Source organism: Microlunatus sp. GCM10028923 (genome assembly GCF_042666975.1).
Taxonomy (GTDB): Bacteria; Actinomycetota; Actinomycetes; order Propionibacteriales; family Propionibacteriaceae; genus Microlunatus.
The window spans coordinates 297,060-316,291 of sequence record NZ_JBHTFF010000007.1; the positions used below are offsets into that span (position 1 = coordinate 297,060).

A 19,232-nucleotide genomic window follows, 5' to 3' on the forward strand; every position below is an offset into this window, starting at 1 on the left:
GGCGGCGGTGACTCCGGCGGCGAATCGGGCGGCGGCTACGGCGGCGGCTCCGAAGGCGGCGACGGCGAGTCCGGCGGATTCGGAAACTGACCTTTTGGTCTGAATAACAAGATCAACATTGCGCGTGCCCGGCCTGACGGCCGGGCACGCGCTGTCGTTTCCGCACGGTAACGGACCTGAGACATCGTTCGGCGATCTCTTGCGCAGCCTGTCGGCGCGCGATTAGCATCTGCTTCACTCAGAGTGCTGAAGATATATTCAAAATACGAGAATATCCACTCCGGTCAGTGAAATGACCGTCCCGCCGGACACCTCTCGCCCTCAGGAATTGATCATGGACCTTTCCGTTTCCAGCGACCTCACCCGCCGGGCCCTGCTCGGTGGCGCCGGACTGTCCGCCTTCGCGCTCTTCATGTCCGGATGCGCACCGGGCCAGCAGCCTGCGGCGAAGGCTCCCGTCACCGGACCGCCGCGGGCCGGCGGTTCGCTGACCTGGGCGCTCGAGGCGGATCCCGCTTCGCTCGCCCCGTTCGGCACGCCCAACCAGTCCGGCGTCCAGGTCAAGGACCTCATCTACGAGTCGCTGGTCACCTGGGACCGGGACCTGAAGGTGCAGCCGGCCCTCGCCGAGGACTGGGAGGTGCCCGACGACAAGACGTACATCTTCAAGCTGCGCAAGGGCGTCAAGTTCCACAACGGCGACGACTTCACCGCCGAGGACGTCAAGTACTCGTTCGACCTGCAGAAGTCGCCGCCGCCACCCGGCACGGTCACCTCGTTCTATCCGAAGGTCGCCGAGGTCGAGATCGTCGACTCGCACACGATCAAGCTCACCATGAGCCAGCCGGACGGCACCGTGCTCGGCTACTGCGCCTGGCTCACCTACTCCTTCATCGCCCGGAAGGGTCTGTACGACGACCTCGACCCGCGCAACTCCGCCAACGGCACCGGCCCGTTCAAGCTCGACGCCTACGTACCGAATGATCACGTCGCGCTGACCCGGCATGATCAGTACTGGCAGGAGGGGCGGCCCTATCTGGACGGCATCACGCTGAAGATCCTGCCGGACATCCAGGCCCGGCTGGCCAACCTGATCTCCGGCCAGATCGACGGCTGCAACCTGAACGCCGACATCGCCCGGACCCTGGCCAACAACCCGAACGTGGTGGTCCAGAAGCGGCTCAACGCGGCGTTCCGGGAAGTCCAGTTCACCAACAAGGGCAAGGGTGAGCCGTGGGGTGACGTCCGGGTCCGGCAGGCGATCAACCTCGCCATCGACCGGCAGAAGATGATCACCAACATCTACGCCGGCGAGGCCCAGCTGACCTCCAAGATCCCGCCGAGCTACGGAGACTGGCCGATCCCGCAGGAGGAACTGGCCGCCACGTACGAGAAGCACGACCTGGAGAAGGCCAAGACGCTGATGCGCGAGGCCGGGCAGGAAGCCGGTTTCAAGGTCACCCTGGAAGCCCTGTCCACGCCCGACGACTACGTCCAGATCGCCCAGATGATGAAGGAACAGCTGGCCGAGATCAACATCGAGGTCACCGTCCAACCGTTGGAGATCGGCACCTTCGCCAAGAACAACGCCGAGGGCAACTTCCAGTGGCAGTCCACCGGACGCGGCATGCGCGGCGACCCGAGCGGCTACTTCAGCGACTTCGATCCGGCCGGCTCGAACTACAAGGCCTGGTTCGCCGGCGGCTACCGGAACGACGAGCTGACCGAGTTGATCAACAAGGGCATCGGCGAGACCGACGAGGCGAAGCGGAAGGAAATCTATACCCGGATGCAGGAGATCGTGCTGACCGAGTGGCCGACCCTGCCGATCGTCGCGATCCAACGGTTCCAGGCCCAGCGGTCCCGGGTCCAGGGGATGTACGTCGCCGTCGAGGACTCGTTCCGCGGACTTCCCGAGGCCTGGGTCAGCGAATGATCAACCCGCGGTCATGACCCGCTACCTGTCCCGCCGGCTGTTGCAGGTGATCCCGACCCTGCTCGGCATGTCGGTGTTGATCTTCGCGCTGGTCCGGCTGCTGCCCGGCGACGTGTCCAACACGCTCTCCGGCGGCGACGCCGGCGCCAGCGCGGAGCGGCAGCAGGCCATGCTGAACGAGCTCGGACTCGCCGACCCGCTCCCGGTGCAGTACTGGAACTTCCTCACCGGCTTCTTCACCGGCGACCTCGGGAAGTCCTTCCTGAGCGGCCAACCGGTCAGCGACACCCTGCTCCGGGCGCTGCCGATCACGCTCGAGATCACGCTGCTGGCGACCGTGTTCGCGGTGGTCGTCGGGGTGCCGCTCGGGGTCATCTCGGCCGTCCGGCGGAACAGCGTGCTGGACCTGATCACCCGCCTCGGCGGCCTGATCGGCCTGTCGATGCCGAACTTCTGGATCGCCCTGATCGCGCTGCTGATCACCTCCTCCCTTTTCTTCTGGGTCCCGTCGGTCACCTGGATCCCGATCTGGCAGGATCCGCTCGGAAACCTTGCCCAGATGGCGATCCCGTCCTTCGCGGTCTCCCTCTACCTGCTCGCCGCGGTGATGCGGATGACCCGCACCAGCGTGCTGGACGTGCTCCGGGAGGACTACGTCCGGACCGCCCGGGCCAAGGGCGCACCGCTGCTGCAGGTGATCACCCGGCACGCCGTCCGGAACGCCCTGATCCCGGTGATCACGCTGGTCGGCGCGCAGGTCGGCAACCTGATGGGCGGTGCCACCGTGATCGAGGTGATCTTCGGATTGCCCGGCGTGGGCAACACCCTGGTCCAGGCGACCTACAACCGCGACTACCCGGTGGTCCAGGTGACCGCCGTGTTCCTGGCCACCGTGTTCGTGGTGCTGAACCTGGTGGTCGACCTGGTGTACGGAATCCTCGACCCACGAATCGAGCGACGATGACGACGACCGATCAACCGGCCGCGGCGCCCGCCCCGGCGACGTTCACCGCACCGCAGTGGATCGCCCGGCTGGACGAACTGCGGCGCAACCCGCTGGGCATGGTCGGTGCGGTGATCCTGGTGATCACCGTGCTCTGCGCGGTGGCCGGGCCGCTGCTCTGGCGGATCGAGTACTCGGCCCAGGACGCCGGCCGGTTGCTGGCGCCCGGTGGTGCGAACCCGATGGGCACCGACCAGCTCGGCCGCGACGTGCTGTCCCGGGTGATCCACGGCGCCCAGGTCTCGCTCCAGGTCGGCGCCGTCTCGGTGGCCATCGCGCTGGTCGGCGGCCTGGTCATCGGCATCAGCTCGGCGTACTTCTCGGGCGTGCTCGACCTGATCCTGATGCGGATCACGGACATCATGTTCGCCGTACCGGGGCTGGTGCTGGCGATCCTGATCGCCGGGCTGCTGGGGCCGAGCCGGACCAATGCCATGATCGCGATCGGGATCGTCTACATCCCGGCGTTCGCCCGGGTGATCCGCGGCTCGGCCCTGTCCGTGATGGCGTTGCCGTTCGTCGAGGCGGCCCGAGCACTCGGGGTCTCCCACCTCGGCATCATGACCAGGCACGTGCTGCGCAACGTGCTCGGCCCGGTGATCGTCCTCTGCACGATCTACCTGTCGTCGGCGATCCTGACCGAGGCCGCGTTGAGCTTCCTCGGTCTCGGCACCCAACCGCCGGAACCGTCCTGGGGCAGCATGCTGAAGGACTCGATGACCTACATGCAGATCGCGCCGTGGCTGGCCGTCTTCCCGGGCGCGGCGATCATGCTCGTCGTCCTCGGGCTGAACTTCCTCGGCGACGGCCTCCGTGACGTACTCGACCCGAGGATGCGCGATGCCAACTGAGCCGCAGCTGATCATGGTCCGGGAGGCGCTCCCGGACGACGCGGCGAGGGTTGCCGTCCTGCTCACCCAGCTCGGCGCGCCGGGCGTCGACGAGGCCGAGGCTGGCCGCCGGCTGGCCCGGGGCGACGAACGGGTCCTGGTCGCCGTCGACGAGGAGGGCGTGGTGACCGGACTGGTGGCGGTCAAGCCCGAACTTCCGTTCGGGCACGCCGAACCGCTGCTCCGGATCACCGCCCTGGTCAGCGACGCCGACCGCCGCCGGCGCGGTGCGGCCAAGGCCTTGATCGACTCCGCCAAGCAGCTGGCCGGACGGCTCGGCTGCACCGGCATCGAACTCACCTGTGGCCTGACGCCGGACCGGGCGGCCGCGCACCGGTTCTATCCGGAGCAGGGGTTCGTGATCACCTCACACCGCTACTGGTGGGCCGGCGAACCCGCTGAGGAGGTGGCGGCATCGTGACCGAACCGCTGCTCGAGGTGCGCGGGCTGACCACCGAGTTCCGGCTGCGCAGCGGGACCCGGCGGGTGGTCGACGGCATCGACCTCACCATCCGGCCCGGCCGAACCCTTTGCCTGGTAGGCGAATCAGGCTCCGGCAAGAGCCAGACCGCGTTGTCGATCATGGGTCTGGTCGACCGGCCCGGCTACCTCGCCGACGGCAGCTCGGTGCGGTACGACGGCCGCGAGCTGACCGGACTGTCGGAACACCAGTTGCAGCAGGTACGCGGCAACGAGATCTCGATGATCTTCCAGGAGCCGATGTCCTCGCTGAACCCGTCGCACCGGGTCGGCGCCCAGATCGCCGAGGCCGTGCTGCTGCACCGCAAGGGTTCCAAGGCGGCCGCCATGGAGCGGGCGATCGAGATGCTGACCCTGGTCGGGGTGCCGGATCCGGCGCGGCGGGCGCAGAGCTTCCCGCACCAGCTCTCCGGCGGGCTGCGGCAGCGGGTCATGATCGCGATGGCGCTCAGCTGCGACCCGCGGCTGCTGATCGCCGACGAGCCGACCACCGCGCTCGACGTGACGATCCAGGCACAGATCCTGGACCTGATGCGCGAGCTCAAGGAGCGGCTCGGGATGGCGATCCTGATGATCACCCACGACCTCGGCGTGGTGGCCGAGCTGGCCGACGACGTGGCCGTCATGTACGCCGGCCGGATCGTCGAGTACGGCAGCGTCACCGACACGTTCGAGCGGCCGAAACACCCGTACACCAAGGCTTTGCTCGAATCCATCCCGGTGATCGGGATGCGCTCCGACCAGCGGCTCACGGTGATCCGCGGCACCGTGCCGAACCCGCGCGATTGGCCGGTCGGCTGCCGGTTCGCGGACCGGTGCGACGCCGTCTTCGAACCGTGCCGAACCGAGTATCCGGAGCTCCGGCCCGCCGGTGATCAGCAGGTCGCCTGCTGGCTGCACGACCCCCGGTACGCGGAGCGGGAGGCGGCAGCCCGATGACGGACACGCAGCAGCCGATCCTCACCGCGACCGGGCTGAAGACGCACTTCCCGGTCGGCGGCCGGCTCGGCGCCCGGGGCGGCCCGGTGGTCCGCGCCGTCGACGGGGTGGACCTGGCGATCCAGCCCGGCGAGACGCTCGGCCTGGTCGGCGAGTCGGGCTGCGGGAAGTCGACGCTGGCCCGGACCCTGCTCCGGCTGGTCGAGCCGACCGAGGGCACCGTGACGTTCGACGGCACCGAGCTGACCGGGCTCGGCGGCGGTCCCCTGAAACGGCTCCGGCGCGACCTGCAGATGATCTTCCAGGATCCGGTCGGCTCGCTGAACCCGCGGCTCAAGGTCGGCGAGATCATCGCCGAGGGCCTCGCCGTGCACAAGATCGTTCCGCGGTCCGAACGGCGGCAGGCGATCCTGGAGGTGCTGGACCGGGTCGGGCTCACCGCCGACGCGATCAACCGCTACCCGCACGAGTTCTCGGGCGGCCAGCGGCAGCGGATCGGGATCGCCCGGGCGCTGGTGCTCAAGCCCCGACTGGTGATCGCGGACGAGCCGGTCTCCGCCCTCGACGTGTCGATCCAGTCCCAGGTGCTCAACCTGCTGGTCGATCTGCGCGCCGAGTTCGGGCTGACCTACGTGTTCGTCGCGCACAACCTGGCCGTGGTCGGCTACATCAGCGACCGGATCGCGGTCATGTATCTCGGCCGGGTGGTCGAACTGGCCACCTCCGAGCAGCTGTTCACCGGCGCCCTGCATCCGTACACGGTGGCCCTGATGTCGGCCATTCCGACCCCGAAGACGGGGCCGCGGAGGGAACGGATCATCCTGACCGGCGACGTGCCGAGCCCGATCGATCCCCCGTCCGGCTGCCGATTCCGGACCCGCTGTCCCGCCGTCCAGGACGTCTGTGCGGTGGAGGATCCGCCGCTGACCGCCCGCCCGGACGGCCATCTGGTCGCCTGCCACTTCCCCGGCGCGCTGCAGCCGCCGGCCACCCCGTGATCATCGCCTGAGAGAAGGAAGATCAACCGTGCTGCTCGGTCACGTGAGCAACGAGCTCTACCAGGCCCTGGCCGATGTCGCGGTGGAGATCACCGACGAGGACGGCACCTTCCGAACGATCACCCGGTCGACCGCGTCGGGCGCCGTGCACGCCGACCTCGAACCGGGCGGCTACCGCCTGGTGCTGGCCCGCGACGGCTACGGTCCGAAGCGCTGCCGGGTGATCACCGGCCGGCCGGCCATGATCAGAATGCTCTCCGATTCCCTGTACGGCTACGTCTGGCCCAAGTGGTCCGCCGCCGGCGACACCGCCGAACTGCGGGTGCACTCACCGGAGCCGTACCGGGCGACGCTGTGGCGGTACGGCCTCCGCCGGGAGCCGGTCGAGCTGCTCGGCTGGTTCGACGAGCACGGTCCGCAGGCCATGCGTCAGGTGCTGCCCGATCATGATCTGGCCCGGGACGGCGCCGGCTTCAACCAGACCGGCTTCACCAGTCCTGGCCACGTCCGCCGCCTGACCGCGCCGGACCGCAGCGGCCTCTACTACGTCCGGATCGAGACGCCGTCCGGCCGGCAGACCTCGTTTCCGTGGGTCGTCGCGCCGGCCGCGCCGAGCACGCCCGTCGCGGTGCTGGCCGGCACCAACAACTGGAACGCCTACAACCGGTTCGGCGGCCGGAGCAACTACATCAACGAGGCCGGGCTGCCGCCGACCCCGGTGGTCAGTGCCCGACAGGACCTGCCCCGGTACGTGATCGGCAACTCGGTCAGCCAGACCGCGCCCAACGACGCGTACCCGCCGCTGTCCTTCGACCGGCCCGACCTCGAGTGCGCGGTCGGACCGGACGAGGAGGTCACGGATCCGTTGGCCGGGCGGCTCTCCGGCACCCTGGCGCCGGGCTTCTGGCGGCTGCTCGGCTGGCTGGAGCGGGAGGGCTGGGCGCACGATGTCTATGCCGATCACCAGCTGCACACCGGCGTTCTCGATCTTGACCGCTACCGGGTGTTGATCTTGGAATGCCATCCCGAGTACTGGTCCCGGGAGATGTATGACCGGGTCCGGTCCTGGGTGGAGCGGGGCGGTCGGCTGGCGTACCTCGGCGGCAACGGGATCGACTGCGAGATCGTCTACGACGAGGCCGGCAGCGCCGCCACCTACCTGACCCGGCAGCCGGACCGGACCGATCCCGCGCAGGCGTCGCTGGAGAGCCGGTTCCACCACTCCTACCGGCCGCAGGCCGAACTGCTCGGCAGCACGTTCACGCACACCGGTGAGGGCACCGGCGCCCCGTACCGGGTGATCGACGCCGACCACTGGGCGTTCGCCGGCTCCGGCCTGCGCCGCGGCGACCTGTTCGGGCTGGCCAGCCTGAGCGAACGGGTTCCCGGCGGCGCGTCCGGGCACGAGACGGACAAGATCACGCCGAGCGCGCCGGCCGATGTCGAGTTGATCGCCAAGGGCACCAATCCGGACGACGGCGGTGCCGAACTGCTACTGCGCCGGTTGCCGAGCGGCGGCCAGGTCTTCTCGGTCGGCTCGATGACGTACATCCCGAGCCTGCTCCTCGATGATCAACTGACCCGGCTGACCAACACCGTGCTCGGCCGGTTCCTCGAGGACGAGTCATGATCATCCAGCCGGACCAGGTGCCCTGGGACCGAGCGGGAGCCACGCACGTCCGGCTCAACTTCGGGCTGGACGGCAGCTGGGGCTCGTCCCTGGTCCCGCTGACCGTGCTCAACCCGATCCGGCCGATCGTCGAGCCGGTACGGACGGTCGCGGTGTTCGGCGGCACCCACGGCAACGAGTACGAGAGCCAGGTCGCGTTGACCAGGCTGTGCGCCGACCTGGACCCGGCCGAGCTGGCCGGCCGGGTGATCATCATGCCGAGGCTGAGCGAGGACGCCTGCCGGCACGGGACCAGGACCGCCGTCGAGGACGGGGTCAACATGAACCGGGCCTTCCCCGGCGACCCGGGCGGGTCGCTCTCGTACCGGATCGCGCATTTCGTGTCGACCATGATCATCGAGCAGGCCGAGGTGGTGCTGGACCTGCACGCGGGCGGCCGGGAAGCGGCCTACGCCCTGTGCACCTCGCTGCATCCGCTGCCGGATGAACGGCGGTTCGCCGAGTCCCTCGACCTGGCGTCCGTGTTCGCGACTCCGTACGTGTTCATCTACTCGCGGCAGCTGGCCAGCGGGCTGCTCACCGACCACGCCGAAGATCGCGGCAAGATCGCCATCGGCGGCGAGTTCGGCGGCGGCGAGACCGTCAGCCCGACCGGCGTGGCCCACGTCTACCAGGGCGTGATCAACGTGCTGCGCCGAACCGGCGCGCTGCCGGGCGAACCGGAACCGATCCTCGGCCGGGCGCCCGGCTCGGCCCGGATCGTCCGCGCCGACGACCTCGCCGACTACGTTCCGGCGCCCCTCGGCGGGATCTGGGAGCCGGTGCTGCCGCCCGGCACCGACGTCCGCGCCGGGCAGTTGCTCGGCCGTCTGTACGATGTCGATCATCATCCGGCCCGGTTCGAGCCGATCGTCGCGCACCGTGACGGCGTCATGATCGCCTGCTACCAGCGCGCGGTCTGTGAGACCGGCCGGACCCTCGTGGTGATAGGAGACGAACTCCCCCGATGACGGTCACCGAGCAGCGTCAGATGTGGGCCTACCAACTGGACCGGCCGGGTCACCTGGTCCGGCGCGACGTACCGGTCGAGGCCGGTCCGGAGCCGGGTGAGGTGCTGATCAAGGTCGAGGCCGGCGGCATCTGCGGCAGCGACCTGCCGAAGTTCCTCACCGGGAAACGGTTCTCGCCGCACGACCAGGCCGGCCCCGGCTACCCGATGCACGAGATCGCCGGGACCGTCGTGGAGAGCAAGGACCCGCGGTTCGCCGCTGGCGACGCCGTCTGCGGCTGCATGACCGGTCAGCGCGGGCTCGCCGAGCTGGTCCGGGTGTCGGCCGACACCGTGGTGCCGATCCCGGACGGGCTCACCCTGGTCGAGTCGGTGGTCGTCCAGCCGCTGGCGACGATCATGTACGCCCTGGACCGGCTGCCGGATCCGCGCGGCCGGACGGCGGCGGTCATCGGGCTCGGTCCGATCGGCCTGCTGTTCACCCACGTGCTGCACCAGCGCGGCGCCCGGGTCACCGGGATCGACCCGGTCGACCGATCCGCGGTGGCGACCACCTTCGGCGTGGACGACCTGTTCGTCGGCGGCATCGCGGACTGGGTGGCGAGCGCGGCCGAGCCGGCCGAGATCTGCATCGAAGCCGTGGGCCACCAGACCGACACTCTGCCGCACGCCATCCGGGGAACCGCCCAGCTCGGTCACCTGTACGCGTTCGGCGTGCCCGACGACCTCGACTACACGCTGCCCTTCCGGGAGGCGTTCGATCGCGCGATCACCCTCTACCTCGGTGTCACCCAGGAGTGGAACGCCGCCCTGCTGCAGGCCTCGGCCTACCTCTCGGAGCACCGCGAACTGCTGACCATGATCACGCACGTCCTCGGCCCGGACGCCGTCAACGACGCCTACACCCTCTGCGCCGGCGCCACCCCCACCCGCCTCAAAGTCATCCTCAACCTCACCTAAAGCCCGCCGACTGGGCACAAAAGCAGGCGTTTGGGCGGCGTGTCGCTGCGGTGGTGCCGAGTCGGCAGTGGTGGTACGGCCGCGGAGTCCTGCTCCAGACGGCCGCGGCGGTTCCGTGGAGACTGACCGGCGAGGCAGACCGGGTGGGGGGTGACCGGCGAGAGGCAGACCCGACGAGGGCCAACGCCGATAGGCAGACCCGACGAGGGCCAACGCCGATAAGCAGACCAGACGAGGCTGCCGATAGGCAGACCCGGCGAGGGTTACTGACGAGGGGCAGACCGGCGAGGCTGACCCGCCGAGCCGGCCCGCGAAGCCGACTAACCGAACCGACCGGCGAAGCCGATCGACCGAACCGACCGGCGAGGCTGGCCGACCGGCGGGACCGACGCGAGCCGGTTCGTTGGCTTCCCCTCGTCCCACCAAGGCGGGTGAGGTCACAGACTTGACGACAGTTGCCGAATCCGCCGAATTCCAACGGTGGAAGGGGAACTGTCGTCAGATCTGCGACATCACTCTGCCGGGAAGAGTGCCCGGCGAGCGGCCCGACGGGCACACAGACCAGCCCAGCCAGGCCGTCGCCAGCCCTGCTGAAGCGCCTCCCCCGATCAACCGAGACGGCACCTCTGCAGCGACACGCCGCCCAAACGCCTGCTTTTGTGCCGAGTCGGCGGGTTTCGGTGGGGGTTGGGGTCAGCGTTCGGTGCCGTCGAGGATGACGCGGAGGCCGGCTCGGGGTGGGCGGGTGTGCGGGCCGGTCGGGGTTGACCAGCCGGCGTCGGCTGCTGCGGCGATCGCGGCCTCGTCGACGGTGATCCCGGCACCGGGTTGGTCGCCGAGCACGATGCCGCCGTCGGTGATCACCTGGTCGACGGTGAGGCCGACCGGCGGGCGGAGGTCCTGTACCTCGGTGGTCAGGTGGTTCGGCAGTGCGGTGGCGGCTGCGGCCGTGGCCGGGTTGGCGTCGTGGCCGACGATGCTGACCGGGAGGTCGCGCGAGGCCGCGGCGTGCCCGAGGCGGAGGAAGTGGCTGATCCCCCAGCCGGCTCCGGCCTGCACGATGTCCGGTGCACCGGCGTCGAACAGCGGCCGGAACTGGTCCAGGCCGGTCAGGTTCTCGCCGGTGGCGACGGCCGCCCGGATCGCGGTCGACAGCCGGGCGTGACCGGCCGCATCCCAACGACGCAAGGGTTCTTCGACCCAGACGAGGTCGTACCGTTCCTCCAGGGCGGCGACGTAGCGGACGGCCTGCTTCACCTGCCAGGACTCGTTCGCGTCGAACATCAGGCCCGGATGCGCCGTGTGCGTCGAGAGCGCGTCGGCGACCACGCCGAGCCGGCGCAGATCGGCGTCAAGATCAAGACCGCCCTTCAGCTTGCCGGCGACGAAGCCGCGTTCCGCGAAGCCGGCGTAGAAGGCGTGCAGCTCGTCGTCGGTCAGAGCGATGTCGAGCCCGGACGCGTACCCGGGCAGGAACCGGTCCCGGCCGCCGAGCAGCCGCCACAGGGGTTCGCCGGCCGCCTTGGCCTTGAGGTCCCACAGGGCCGCGTCCAGTGTCGCGATCCCGCCGTACGTCGCGCCGCTGTGCCCCGACTTGAACACCCGCGCGATCATCCGGTCGAACAGTGCTGCGACCGACCGCGGATCCTCGCCCTCGATCGCCGGGAACAACCGGTCCAGGTCGGCGTGCGAACCGATCCCGACGCCGTCGATCCCCTCGTCGGTCTCGATGATCACGATCGGCACCTCGGTGACCGCGTCCGGCAGGTGCCCGTTGGCGTCGCCGATCGACCGGCGCCACGGGTGCACCGTGGCCAGCGTCCGATATCCGATGATCTTCATGGCGTCCTCGATTGTTCCGGCCTGGTGAGTTCCTACGGTACGGGCAGCGACGCTACGGCCGCGTCCGTACCGCCAACGGGTGGCGCCGCTGCCCGACCGGCCGGGGCCCGGCGCCACTCGGATCCGGCACGGTGATCCCCAGCTCCTCCGCCGGCGATCCCGGCCGGACCCGAAGATCACGACCGGCAAGATCGAGGAAGCCGGGATCGGCGTCGACCGAGTGCCGATCATGACCGGCCGCCTGCCAGGCCTGGTCCAGTGGGTCTGTGACGGCGAAGCCCATCACGCCGGACTCGTCCAGCCGGCGGGCTCCGTCCGCTGCCCGTACCGCACCGTCGATCGGGTCGAAATCCCAGTACAGGTTGAGATCGCTGACGATCCGGTAGCGCAGCACCGACTTGTCCCCGGCGGACCCGACGAACGCCGGCGAGCCTTGGCCGACCACGAGATTGCGTTCGAAGGTGAACGACACGTGCGGCTCCGGCCGGGTGATCGACAACTGTCCCTGACCGCCGAACGCGAACACGTTGCCGCGGATGATCGACTCCCGGCCGTAGTGGTGGTGATAGGCCTGGCTGGACACGTCGTGCACGACGTTGCCCTCGACGACGACGTGCGACGATCCCTCGTCGAGGTAGATGCCCCAGCCGCCGTAGTTGGCGCACCGCACGTCGTGGATGTGATTGCCGCGAACCACCGTGCCGGGCGCGATCCCGAGCAGGTAGACGCCGCCCATGTCGTTCAGCAGTCCCTGGCCGAGATCGTGGATGTGGTTGCCCTCGATCAGGTTTCCGACCGACGGGCTCGGCCCGTAGTCCCAGACCCAGCCGACCGAGATCCCGGTGTAGCGGAAGTCGCTGATCGTGTTGTGCGCGATCACGTTGTGCGCCCCGTGCTGGAACAGGACGGCGACACAACTCGGGTAGCTGCGGCCGCCGTGCTCGATCACGTTGTCGCTGATCTCGTTGTCCTGGTTGGCCTCCGCGCTGCCGGGGTCGACCGCGCCGCCGCTGCGGACCGCTCCGGCACCAAGATCACGAAAGGCCGAGCCGCTGACCAGGTTGCCGCGGCTGCCCGGGCCGAGACTGATCCCGTAGCCGCCGGTCCGCTCGATCCGGCAGTCCAGCACCGCACAGGATCGGGCGTGCTCGAACCGCAGCGCGGCCGGCACGGTGCTGGCAGCTTGGACGTCGGCGGCGAACCGGCCGTCCGGCGGCAGCACCGGATCCTCACGGATCCCGAACGGCGGCGTCGCCGGCGGCACCTCGGCGAAATCGACCTCCTCGAAGGCGATCCCTTCGAATCGCACCTCCCGGACCGGGGCGGCGGCCGTGCCGGCGAGCCGTACGAACGCGTCGAGCACCGGCATCCGGGCCTCGATCCCGGTCGCCGTCTCGCCCGGCCGCGGGCTGTACAACAGCTGCGGTCCGGCGCCGCCGGTCAGCCGGCCGTCATGATCGAGATACCACTCGCCGGGCACCTCGCCCAGCGACTCGGCCACGTTGTCCAGGTAGTAGCGGGCGAACCGCGCCGCCGCGTCGTCGCGCAGGGCGAAGATGCTGCGCAGGCTGCTGATGATCATCCGGCGTTCATGATCGAGTTCGGTGATCGGCATCCGCTCCTGCACCCAGTAGTGCGGGACGACGACCTCGACCCGGCCCGGGTCCGCCAGCTGCGGCAGGTCTCCGGCGGCGAACCGGAACCGGTCCGAGCCGTCGAACAACGTACCGATGAAGTCACCGGCCGGGTCGAGCCCGGCGACGTCCTCGATCCACAGATACCCGTCGCGCGGGTAGCGCGGCCGGTCGGCCCGCCGCCCGTTCACGTACAGACAACGGCCGGAGCTGCTCGGCGCCGGCGCGGCGAACAGGGTCCGGCCGGCGACCTCCACCGGCCGCCAGCCCGTGATCGGTTCCGCGCCGGTGATCACCGGCGGTGCCTCGGGGTCCGAGGCGACGAACGAGGTGAAGGAGTCGGCGCCGGTCAGGTCGAGCCTGGTCCGCTGCCGGAACTCGCCGCCGGCCAGCCAGATCACCGCCCGTTGGCCGGGCTCGCGGCGGAGCCGGACCAGCCGCATCGCGGCGTGCAGGTCACGGACCGGATAGCCCCGCGACCCGTCCCCGTACGGCGAACCGGACGGACTGGCATGGACCTCGATCCGATCGGTGCTCATCGTCAACCCTCTCGTCGCATCGTCCGGACCCGCGAATCGTACTACGTCTGATGAATTTACTCAGGCGCGGTCCAAGGGCGAGCTCGAGGATCAGCTCGTCGTGCAGCGGGATCCCGTACTCACCGACCTCCGGGATCGACGGCTTGAGCTCCCGTGCCGCATCGACCGCACCCGGCCTGACCTCGACGATCCGCAGCCCGCGCCGCTGGTAGAAACGCAACGCATCAAGGTTGTCGTTGGTCGTGGCCAGCCAGAGACGAGGCCGTCCGTGGCGCCGGGCCAGGCCGGCCGCTGCCTCGATCAGCCGCGTCCCGACGCCCGTGTGCTGCTCGAATGCGTCAAGGGTCACCACCTCGATCCCCTGCTCGGATTCGTCGTACGTGAGCAGTCCGCAGGTCACGCCCGCCCGCTCAGCGACGAGTGCGGGCAACCTCGCGGCGTCGAACACGACACCGTGCGCCACCACGGCTGTCCCGCCCCAGGATCGCGTCAGCAGTTCGACGATCGCGCTCCGGTCCTCGGGCCGGCGGCCCGCACCAGCACTGGTGTCCCCTCGGTCATGACGACAGTCCATCAGGTCGCCGGCCGTCTACGATCAAGGACCATGCCCACCATCAGCGATGACCTGCGTGAGCTCCTCCAGCCGGTCGCCGAACAGTACGCGTCGATCCGGCTGGGACTGTTCCTGCACGGCAGCCACGCCCGCGGTGAGGCCGGGCCGCGAAGCGATGTCGACGTGATCGGTTTGTACGCGACGGACCGCGACGAAGATCGCACCGCCGCCGAGCACACGTGCTTCGAAGCGCTCGAGGCAAGGCCGTGGCCCGGCCCGCTGGACCTCAAGATCATCCCGGCCGAGCAGTTCGCGGCGAACCCCTGGGTCGATCTTCGAACAGCCCGCTGGCTGGCCGGCGAGCCCTGGCAACAGACCCTGTCGCCGCGCACCCCCGACCAGGCCGGCCGAGAGTCCCTCGGCGTGCTTGCCGTTCACTTCGAGGACGACGAGTTCGCCCAGCAGGACGACGCGCACGAACTGGGCAAGCGAGTCGGGCGGCTGTGCAGCGTGCTGGCCTCGCTGATCGCAGGCATCGTTCCGCAGAGCGCCGGCGAGGCCGTCGGCGCCTTGCCTCCCGACACCCGGCTGGGCGCGGAGCTTCGTGAACTCCGCGCCGTCCTGACCGAGCTGCCGGCGAACTCGCGAGTGCCCGACGACCTCAGCCACCGAGTCCGGCGGGCCGCCGACGACGTGGCCGCGGTGCTCCGCGTCCATGTCGAGCGCGGACTGCTCGGGCCGAGCTGTACGGCGGCCGGCGCGCGGGCGCTGGCGGTCCACCGCCCCTTCGTGCAGGCCAGACCATGATCGACGGACCTTGATCAGGAACGCTGCGGCAGGATCGCTCCGGCGTCGCTGAGGTGGCGGTCGAGTTCGGCCAGGTCGACGTCGACGATCGTGCCGCCCTTCGCCGCGGAGAGGGCGGCGAGGGCGCCCGCAGCCTGGCCGGTGGCCATCGCGGTCGCCTGGACCCGGAGGGCCGAGTTGGCTTCCTGGTCGGAGCTGATGCAGCGTCCGGCGGCGACGAGATGGGCGTTGCCGCTGGGAACCATGGCTTCGCGCGGGATGGTCGGCACCACGCCATGATCAAGATAGGTCTTGGCGATCCCGTTGCCGTCCGGGCGGTGCACGTCGATCGGGTAGAAGCTGTTGCAGACCGCGTCCGGCCAGGCCCGGCCGGCCAGGTAGTCGGCGGCGGTGATCATGGTCCGGCCCTCGATCGTCACGGTCTCCCGGATGCCGACCTCGGAGGCGCTGAAGTCGAGCCGGACCTGCTCGAGGCCGGGCAACGTCCGGAGGAAGCGGAAGATCCGCAGGGCGGCGGCATGGCCCGCCAGCTCCGCCTCGGTTCGCCCCGGGCTGGTACCGGCGTCCAGATCGGTCAGATGGATCGAGTTCTCGCCGCCCTTGGCCAGGAACGGCAGCAGGACCTGGCCGTGCGCACCGAGATCGGCCGGGCGCAGCCGTCCCTCGGCCAGCGCCGCCGCGTGCCGGCGGTTCAGATCGTCGGTGTCGAGCTTCGCGATGTCGTACCCGGACAGCCGGACGTCCAGCGTTCCCGGCTGCCGGTGCGGGTTCTGCCGGACCGCCAGGCCGGCCAGCCGGACCAGGTTCGCGTCGCCGGTGCAGTCGACGACCCGGCCCGCGGTGATCGAGGTCAGGCCCTCCTTGCCGCACAGCTCGATCGTCCACGCCGTCCCGTCGAACTCCGCCCGCGCCGGCATCGTGTGCAGCAGCAGGTCGACCCCGCCGGCTCCGACGGCCTCCAGCAGCAGCGCGCGATAGAGCGGTGCGTTGACCCGGACCTGGCGCTGCCAGTGCGGCCGGTCGTCGTGGCCGAAGTCGGGCAGCTCGTCGCCGGCCAGGTCGACGGCGCTCCGGACCAGGTCCCAGCCGATGCCGGCGATCACCTGCTCGCCCCAGGCATGGAACAGGCCGGGGAAGGCGATGTTGGCATTCGTCGTCGTACCGCCGAGGCCGGACGACTTCTCCACCAGCAGGGTCCGCGCGCCCACCCGGGCCGACTGCAGCGCCGCCGGCACCCCCGCCGGTCCGCCGCCGAACACCACCACGTCGTAGTCAGACACTTCTCGATCTCCTCGCGTGAAACGGTTCACCGACCATCCTCTCAGCCGTGGGTACGTCGAGCGACGGCGGAACCGATGCGCGAGACTGGCGGCGAGACCCCTGAGGAGGAACGCTTGCGCCCAGCACTCGACGGCATCCGCGTGCTCGATCTGACCACGGTCGTCTTCGGCCCGTACGCCTCGTTGATCTTGGCCGACTACGGCGCTGACGTGATCAAGATCGAGTCACCGGCCGGCGACCCGGTCCGCTCGGCCGGACCCGGAGCCGAGGAACGCTATGCCGCGCTCTTCCTGGGCAGCAACCGGAACAAGCGCAGCGTCGCCCTCGATCTGAAGCGACCGGCCGGACGGGCCGCGCTGCTCCGGCTGGCCGAACAGGCGGACGTGATCATGCACAGCATGCGACCGCACAAGATGGCCGCCCTCGGTCTCGACCCGGAGACGGTGCTGGCCACCAATCCGCGGTTGATCTTCGCCGAGCTGGCCGGGTTCGGGGCCGGCGGCCGCTACCGCGAGCAGCCCGCGTACGACGACATCGTGCAGGGTCTCTCCGGCGCGGCCGACCTGCTCCGCCGGCAGACCGGCGAGGCCCGCTACCTGCCGACGATCATTGCCGACAAGATCGGCGGGCTCACTGCCGCGCACGCCGTCCTGGCCGCCCTGTTCCAGCGCGAGCGGACCGGCCGCGGCCAGCTGGTCGAGGTCCCAATGCTCGAGTCGATGGCGTCCTTCCTGCTCACCGAGCACCTGCACGCGCGCCATCGGATCGACCCGCCGGGCGAGCAGGCGGAGGCCGGCTACACCCGGATCCTGTCCCCCTGGCGGCGGCCGTACCCGACCTCGGACGGCCACGTCTGCGTGATGCCGTACGGGGATCGGCACTGGCACGCGTTCCTGACCGAGGTCGGCCGCCCGGAACTCGTCGACGACCCGCGGATCGCCGACCTCGGGGCCCGGACCCGGCACATCGACGAGCTGTACAGCCTGCTCGCCGAGATCATCGCCACCGAGCCCACCGCGCACTGGCTGGAGCTCTGCCGGCGGCTGGACATCCCGGCCGCACCGGTCAACCGGCTCGAGGATCTGGAGCACGACCCGCACCTGGCCGACGTCGGCTTCTTCGTGGAGCTGACCGATGCCAGCGGCAGCTACCGCTTCCCGCGCAGCCCGGTCCGGCTGGCCGACTCGTCCGTCGAGCCCGTCCTGCCGCCGCGGCTCGGCGCCGACACCGAGACCGTGCTGCGGGAGGCCGGACTGACCGCCGAGGAGATCGCCGCGGTACGCCGAGACGCCGCCCCGCCTGCTCCGCCGAGCCGGCCACCCGGAAGACTCGACCCATGACCACGAGCGACGCCGTCCCCGGGTGGCTGGCCGACGAACTGACCACAGTCCCTTCCTACGTTGGCTTTGCGGACGTCGACGAGCTGGCAGCGGGGCTGCGGGCGATCGCCGATGATCATCCGGACCTGGCCCGGGTGGAACGGGTCGGCACCTCCCGGCAGGGCGAGCCGCTGCTCTGCCTGATCATCGACGAGGACCGGCCGGACGCGGCCGAGGCACTGGTCTTCGGCCTGCCACATCCGAACGAGCCGATCGGCGGGCTGACCGCGCTGCACCTGGCCCGCCGACTGACCGAGGACGCCGAACTCCGGGACCGGCTGAACCACCGCTGGCGGATCATCGCCTGCATCGACCCCGACGGCCTCCGGCTCAACCAGGGCTGGCTCAAGGGCCCGTTCACCCGGGAGCACTACGCCCGCCACTTCTACCGGCCGGCCGGACATGATCAAGTCGAGTGGACGTACCCGCTGAACTACCGGGACGCCTACTTCGACGCCGCCATCCCGGAGACCCAGGCCCTGATGCGGCTGATCGACCAGCACCGGCCCGACCTCGTCTGTTCCTTGCACAACAGCGAGATCGGCGGCGTCTACTACTACCTCAGCCGGCCGGAGCCCGAGCTCTATCCGATCTTGCAGGACGTGCCCACGCGGCTCGGTCTGATGCTGGACCGCGGCGAGCCGGAGTCACCCGAGATCGTCCGGCTGGCCGACGGGATCTACCGGGCCGGTTCGATCAAGGACGCGTACGACCGGACCATCGCCCGCGGCGAGCCGTGGCACAACACGGCCGGCGACAGTACGGCCTCCTACGCCGGCCGGTACGGCGCGCAGACCTTGATCAGCGAGCTGCCGTACTGGGTCGATCCGAGCATCGCCGACGCGAGCCCGGCGTCGATCGGCTACGGCGAGGCGGTCGCCGCCCGGGCCGAGGGCCTGGCCGAGCTGGCCGAGCTGCTCCAGGCCGGGATCGCTGCCACGGAAGGGAATCTGCTCGCCCCCGAGTCGCCGCTGTGGCGGGCGGCCCGGTACTTCACGACGTCGATGGTGCACGCCGCCGAGTCGACCGCGCGCCGGGCCGGCGACCCCGAGGCGGACCGGCCGGCGACGGTGGCCGAGGTGTCCTCGCTGGCCGCCGGGGTGCACCAGTTCCGGCTCCGGTTCGCCGGCATCCTGCTCCGCGCGCTGGCCGGGGAGTTGGCCGTCGGCAATGTCCGGGAGCCGATCCGCACCGCTCATGATCAACTCGCGGAACGCTACGAGAGGTGGATCGCCGAGGATGCCGGTGCGCTGCCGTACCAAGTGATCGAGATCCGCAACCTGGTCGCGACCCAGTACGCGGCGACGCTGGCGACGGCCGCCCAGCTGTCCGGCCGGCTGCACTGACCGCGG

16 protein-coding genes are annotated in these 19,232 nt (G+C 70.2%); 12 read left to right on the forward strand and 4 right to left on the reverse strand.

The features are described 5' to 3' along the window. Window positions 1–334 precede the first annotated feature (334 nt). Genes ACFQU4_RS19230 through ACFQU4_RS19270 form a run of 9 tightly spaced genes read left to right on the forward strand, consistent with a single transcriptional unit; the run spans window position 335 to window position 9,845 of the window. On the forward strand, window positions 335–1,936 hold the full coding sequence (locus tag ACFQU4_RS19230; RefSeq protein WP_377494822.1) for an ABC transporter substrate-binding protein: 1,602 nt from the start codon (window positions 335–337) through the stop codon (window positions 1,934–1,936). A gap of 13 nt (window positions 1,937–1,949) precedes the next feature. Further along, window positions 1,950–2,900 (forward strand): ABC transporter permease, encoded by a 951-nt coding sequence (locus ACFQU4_RS19235; RefSeq protein ID WP_377494824.1) that lies wholly within the window; start codon window positions 1,950–1,952, stop codon window positions 2,898–2,900. After that, window positions 2,897–3,790: an ABC transporter permease gene (locus ACFQU4_RS19240; protein ID WP_377494826.1), complete on the forward strand. Its 894-nt coding sequence runs from the start codon at window positions 2,897–2,899 to the stop codon at window positions 3,788–3,790. Before ACFQU4_RS19235 ends, ACFQU4_RS19240 begins: the two co-directional genes overlap by 4 nt. Further along, window positions 3,780–4,250, forward strand: coding sequence for a GNAT family N-acetyltransferase (locus tag ACFQU4_RS19245; protein WP_377494828.1), 471 nt, complete (start codon window positions 3,780–3,782; stop codon window positions 4,248–4,250). Before ACFQU4_RS19240 ends, ACFQU4_RS19245 begins: the two co-directional genes overlap by 11 nt. Beyond that, entirely contained in the window at window positions 4,247–5,248 is a 1,002-nt protein-coding gene (locus ACFQU4_RS19250; protein WP_377494832.1) for an ABC transporter ATP-binding protein, read from the forward strand. The genes ACFQU4_RS19245 and ACFQU4_RS19250 overlap by 4 nt, the downstream gene beginning before the upstream one ends. Further along, on the forward strand, window positions 5,245–6,246 hold the full coding sequence (locus ACFQU4_RS19255; protein WP_377494834.1) for an ABC transporter ATP-binding protein: 1,002 nt from the start codon (window positions 5,245–5,247) through the stop codon (window positions 6,244–6,246). Before ACFQU4_RS19250 ends, ACFQU4_RS19255 begins: the two co-directional genes overlap by 4 nt. A gap of 28 nt (window positions 6,247–6,274) precedes the next feature. Continuing rightward, on the forward strand, window positions 6,275–7,876 hold the full coding sequence (locus tag ACFQU4_RS19260) for a N,N-dimethylformamidase beta subunit family domain-containing protein (protein ID WP_377494836.1): 1,602 nt from the start codon (window positions 6,275–6,277) through the stop codon (window positions 7,874–7,876). Then, window positions 7,873–8,886 carry a succinylglutamate desuccinylase/aspartoacylase family protein gene (locus ACFQU4_RS19265; RefSeq protein WP_377494838.1) on the forward strand — a complete coding sequence of 338 codons (1,014 nt, stop codon included), beginning with the start codon at window positions 7,873–7,875 and terminating at the stop codon, window positions 8,884–8,886. The genes ACFQU4_RS19260 and ACFQU4_RS19265 overlap by 4 nt, the downstream gene beginning before the upstream one ends. Then, entirely contained in the window at window positions 8,883–9,845 is a 963-nt protein-coding gene (locus tag ACFQU4_RS19270; protein ID WP_377494840.1) for a zinc-binding dehydrogenase, read from the forward strand. The genes ACFQU4_RS19265 and ACFQU4_RS19270 overlap by 4 nt, the downstream gene beginning before the upstream one ends. Before the next feature lie 693 nt (window positions 9,846–10,538). Here ACFQU4_RS19270 and ACFQU4_RS19275 read toward each other — a convergent pair. From ACFQU4_RS19275 to ACFQU4_RS19285, 3 genes are read right to left on the reverse strand one after another with little or no spacing between them, the layout of a single operon-like run. Continuing rightward, the gene (locus tag ACFQU4_RS19275; RefSeq protein ID WP_377494842.1) at window positions 10,539–11,687 is read right to left on the reverse strand and encodes a mandelate racemase/muconate lactonizing enzyme family protein; all 1,149 of its coding nucleotides are present in this window, start codon (window positions 11,685–11,687) and stop codon (window positions 10,539–10,541) included. A gap of 52 nt (window positions 11,688–11,739) precedes the next feature. Further along, window positions 11,740–13,860 (reverse strand): nitrous oxide reductase family maturation protein NosD, encoded by a 2,121-nt coding sequence (locus ACFQU4_RS19280; protein ID WP_377494844.1) that lies wholly within the window; start codon window positions 13,858–13,860, stop codon window positions 11,740–11,742. Beyond that, the gene (locus ACFQU4_RS19285) at window positions 13,778–14,434 is read right to left on the reverse strand and encodes a GNAT family N-acetyltransferase (protein WP_377494846.1); all 657 of its coding nucleotides are present in this window, start codon (window positions 14,432–14,434) and stop codon (window positions 13,778–13,780) included. Before ACFQU4_RS19285 ends, ACFQU4_RS19280 begins: the two co-directional genes overlap by 83 nt. A 30-nt stretch (window positions 14,435–14,464) precedes the next feature. Here ACFQU4_RS19285 and ACFQU4_RS19290 point away from each other — a divergent pair, with 30 nt between their 5' ends. Then, window positions 14,465–15,220 (forward strand): nucleotidyltransferase domain-containing protein, encoded by a 756-nt coding sequence (locus ACFQU4_RS19290; RefSeq protein WP_377494848.1) that lies wholly within the window; start codon window positions 14,465–14,467, stop codon window positions 15,218–15,220. A gap of 14 nt (window positions 15,221–15,234) precedes the next feature. Here ACFQU4_RS19290 and ACFQU4_RS19295 read toward each other — a convergent pair whose 3' ends face one another. Further along, a complete protein-coding gene (locus tag ACFQU4_RS19295; RefSeq protein ID WP_377494850.1) occupies window positions 15,235–16,500 on the reverse strand; it encodes an FAD-dependent oxidoreductase in 1,266 nt (421 codons plus the stop codon). Window positions 16,501–16,614: 114 nt separating this feature from the next. Here ACFQU4_RS19295 and ACFQU4_RS19300 point away from each other — a divergent pair, with 114 nt between their 5' ends. Together ACFQU4_RS19300 and ACFQU4_RS19305 are read left to right on the forward strand one after the other, a co-directional pair. Next, window positions 16,615–17,841, forward strand: a complete 1,227-nt coding sequence (locus ACFQU4_RS19300) for a CaiB/BaiF CoA transferase family protein (protein ID WP_377494852.1) — start codon at window positions 16,615–16,617, stop codon at window positions 17,839–17,841. Next, window positions 17,838–19,226: a M14 family zinc carboxypeptidase gene (locus ACFQU4_RS19305; RefSeq protein ID WP_377494854.1), complete on the forward strand. Its 1,389-nt coding sequence runs from the start codon at window positions 17,838–17,840 to the stop codon at window positions 19,224–19,226. The genes ACFQU4_RS19300 and ACFQU4_RS19305 overlap by 4 nt, the downstream gene beginning before the upstream one ends. Window positions 19,227–19,232: the final 6 nt, after the last annotated feature.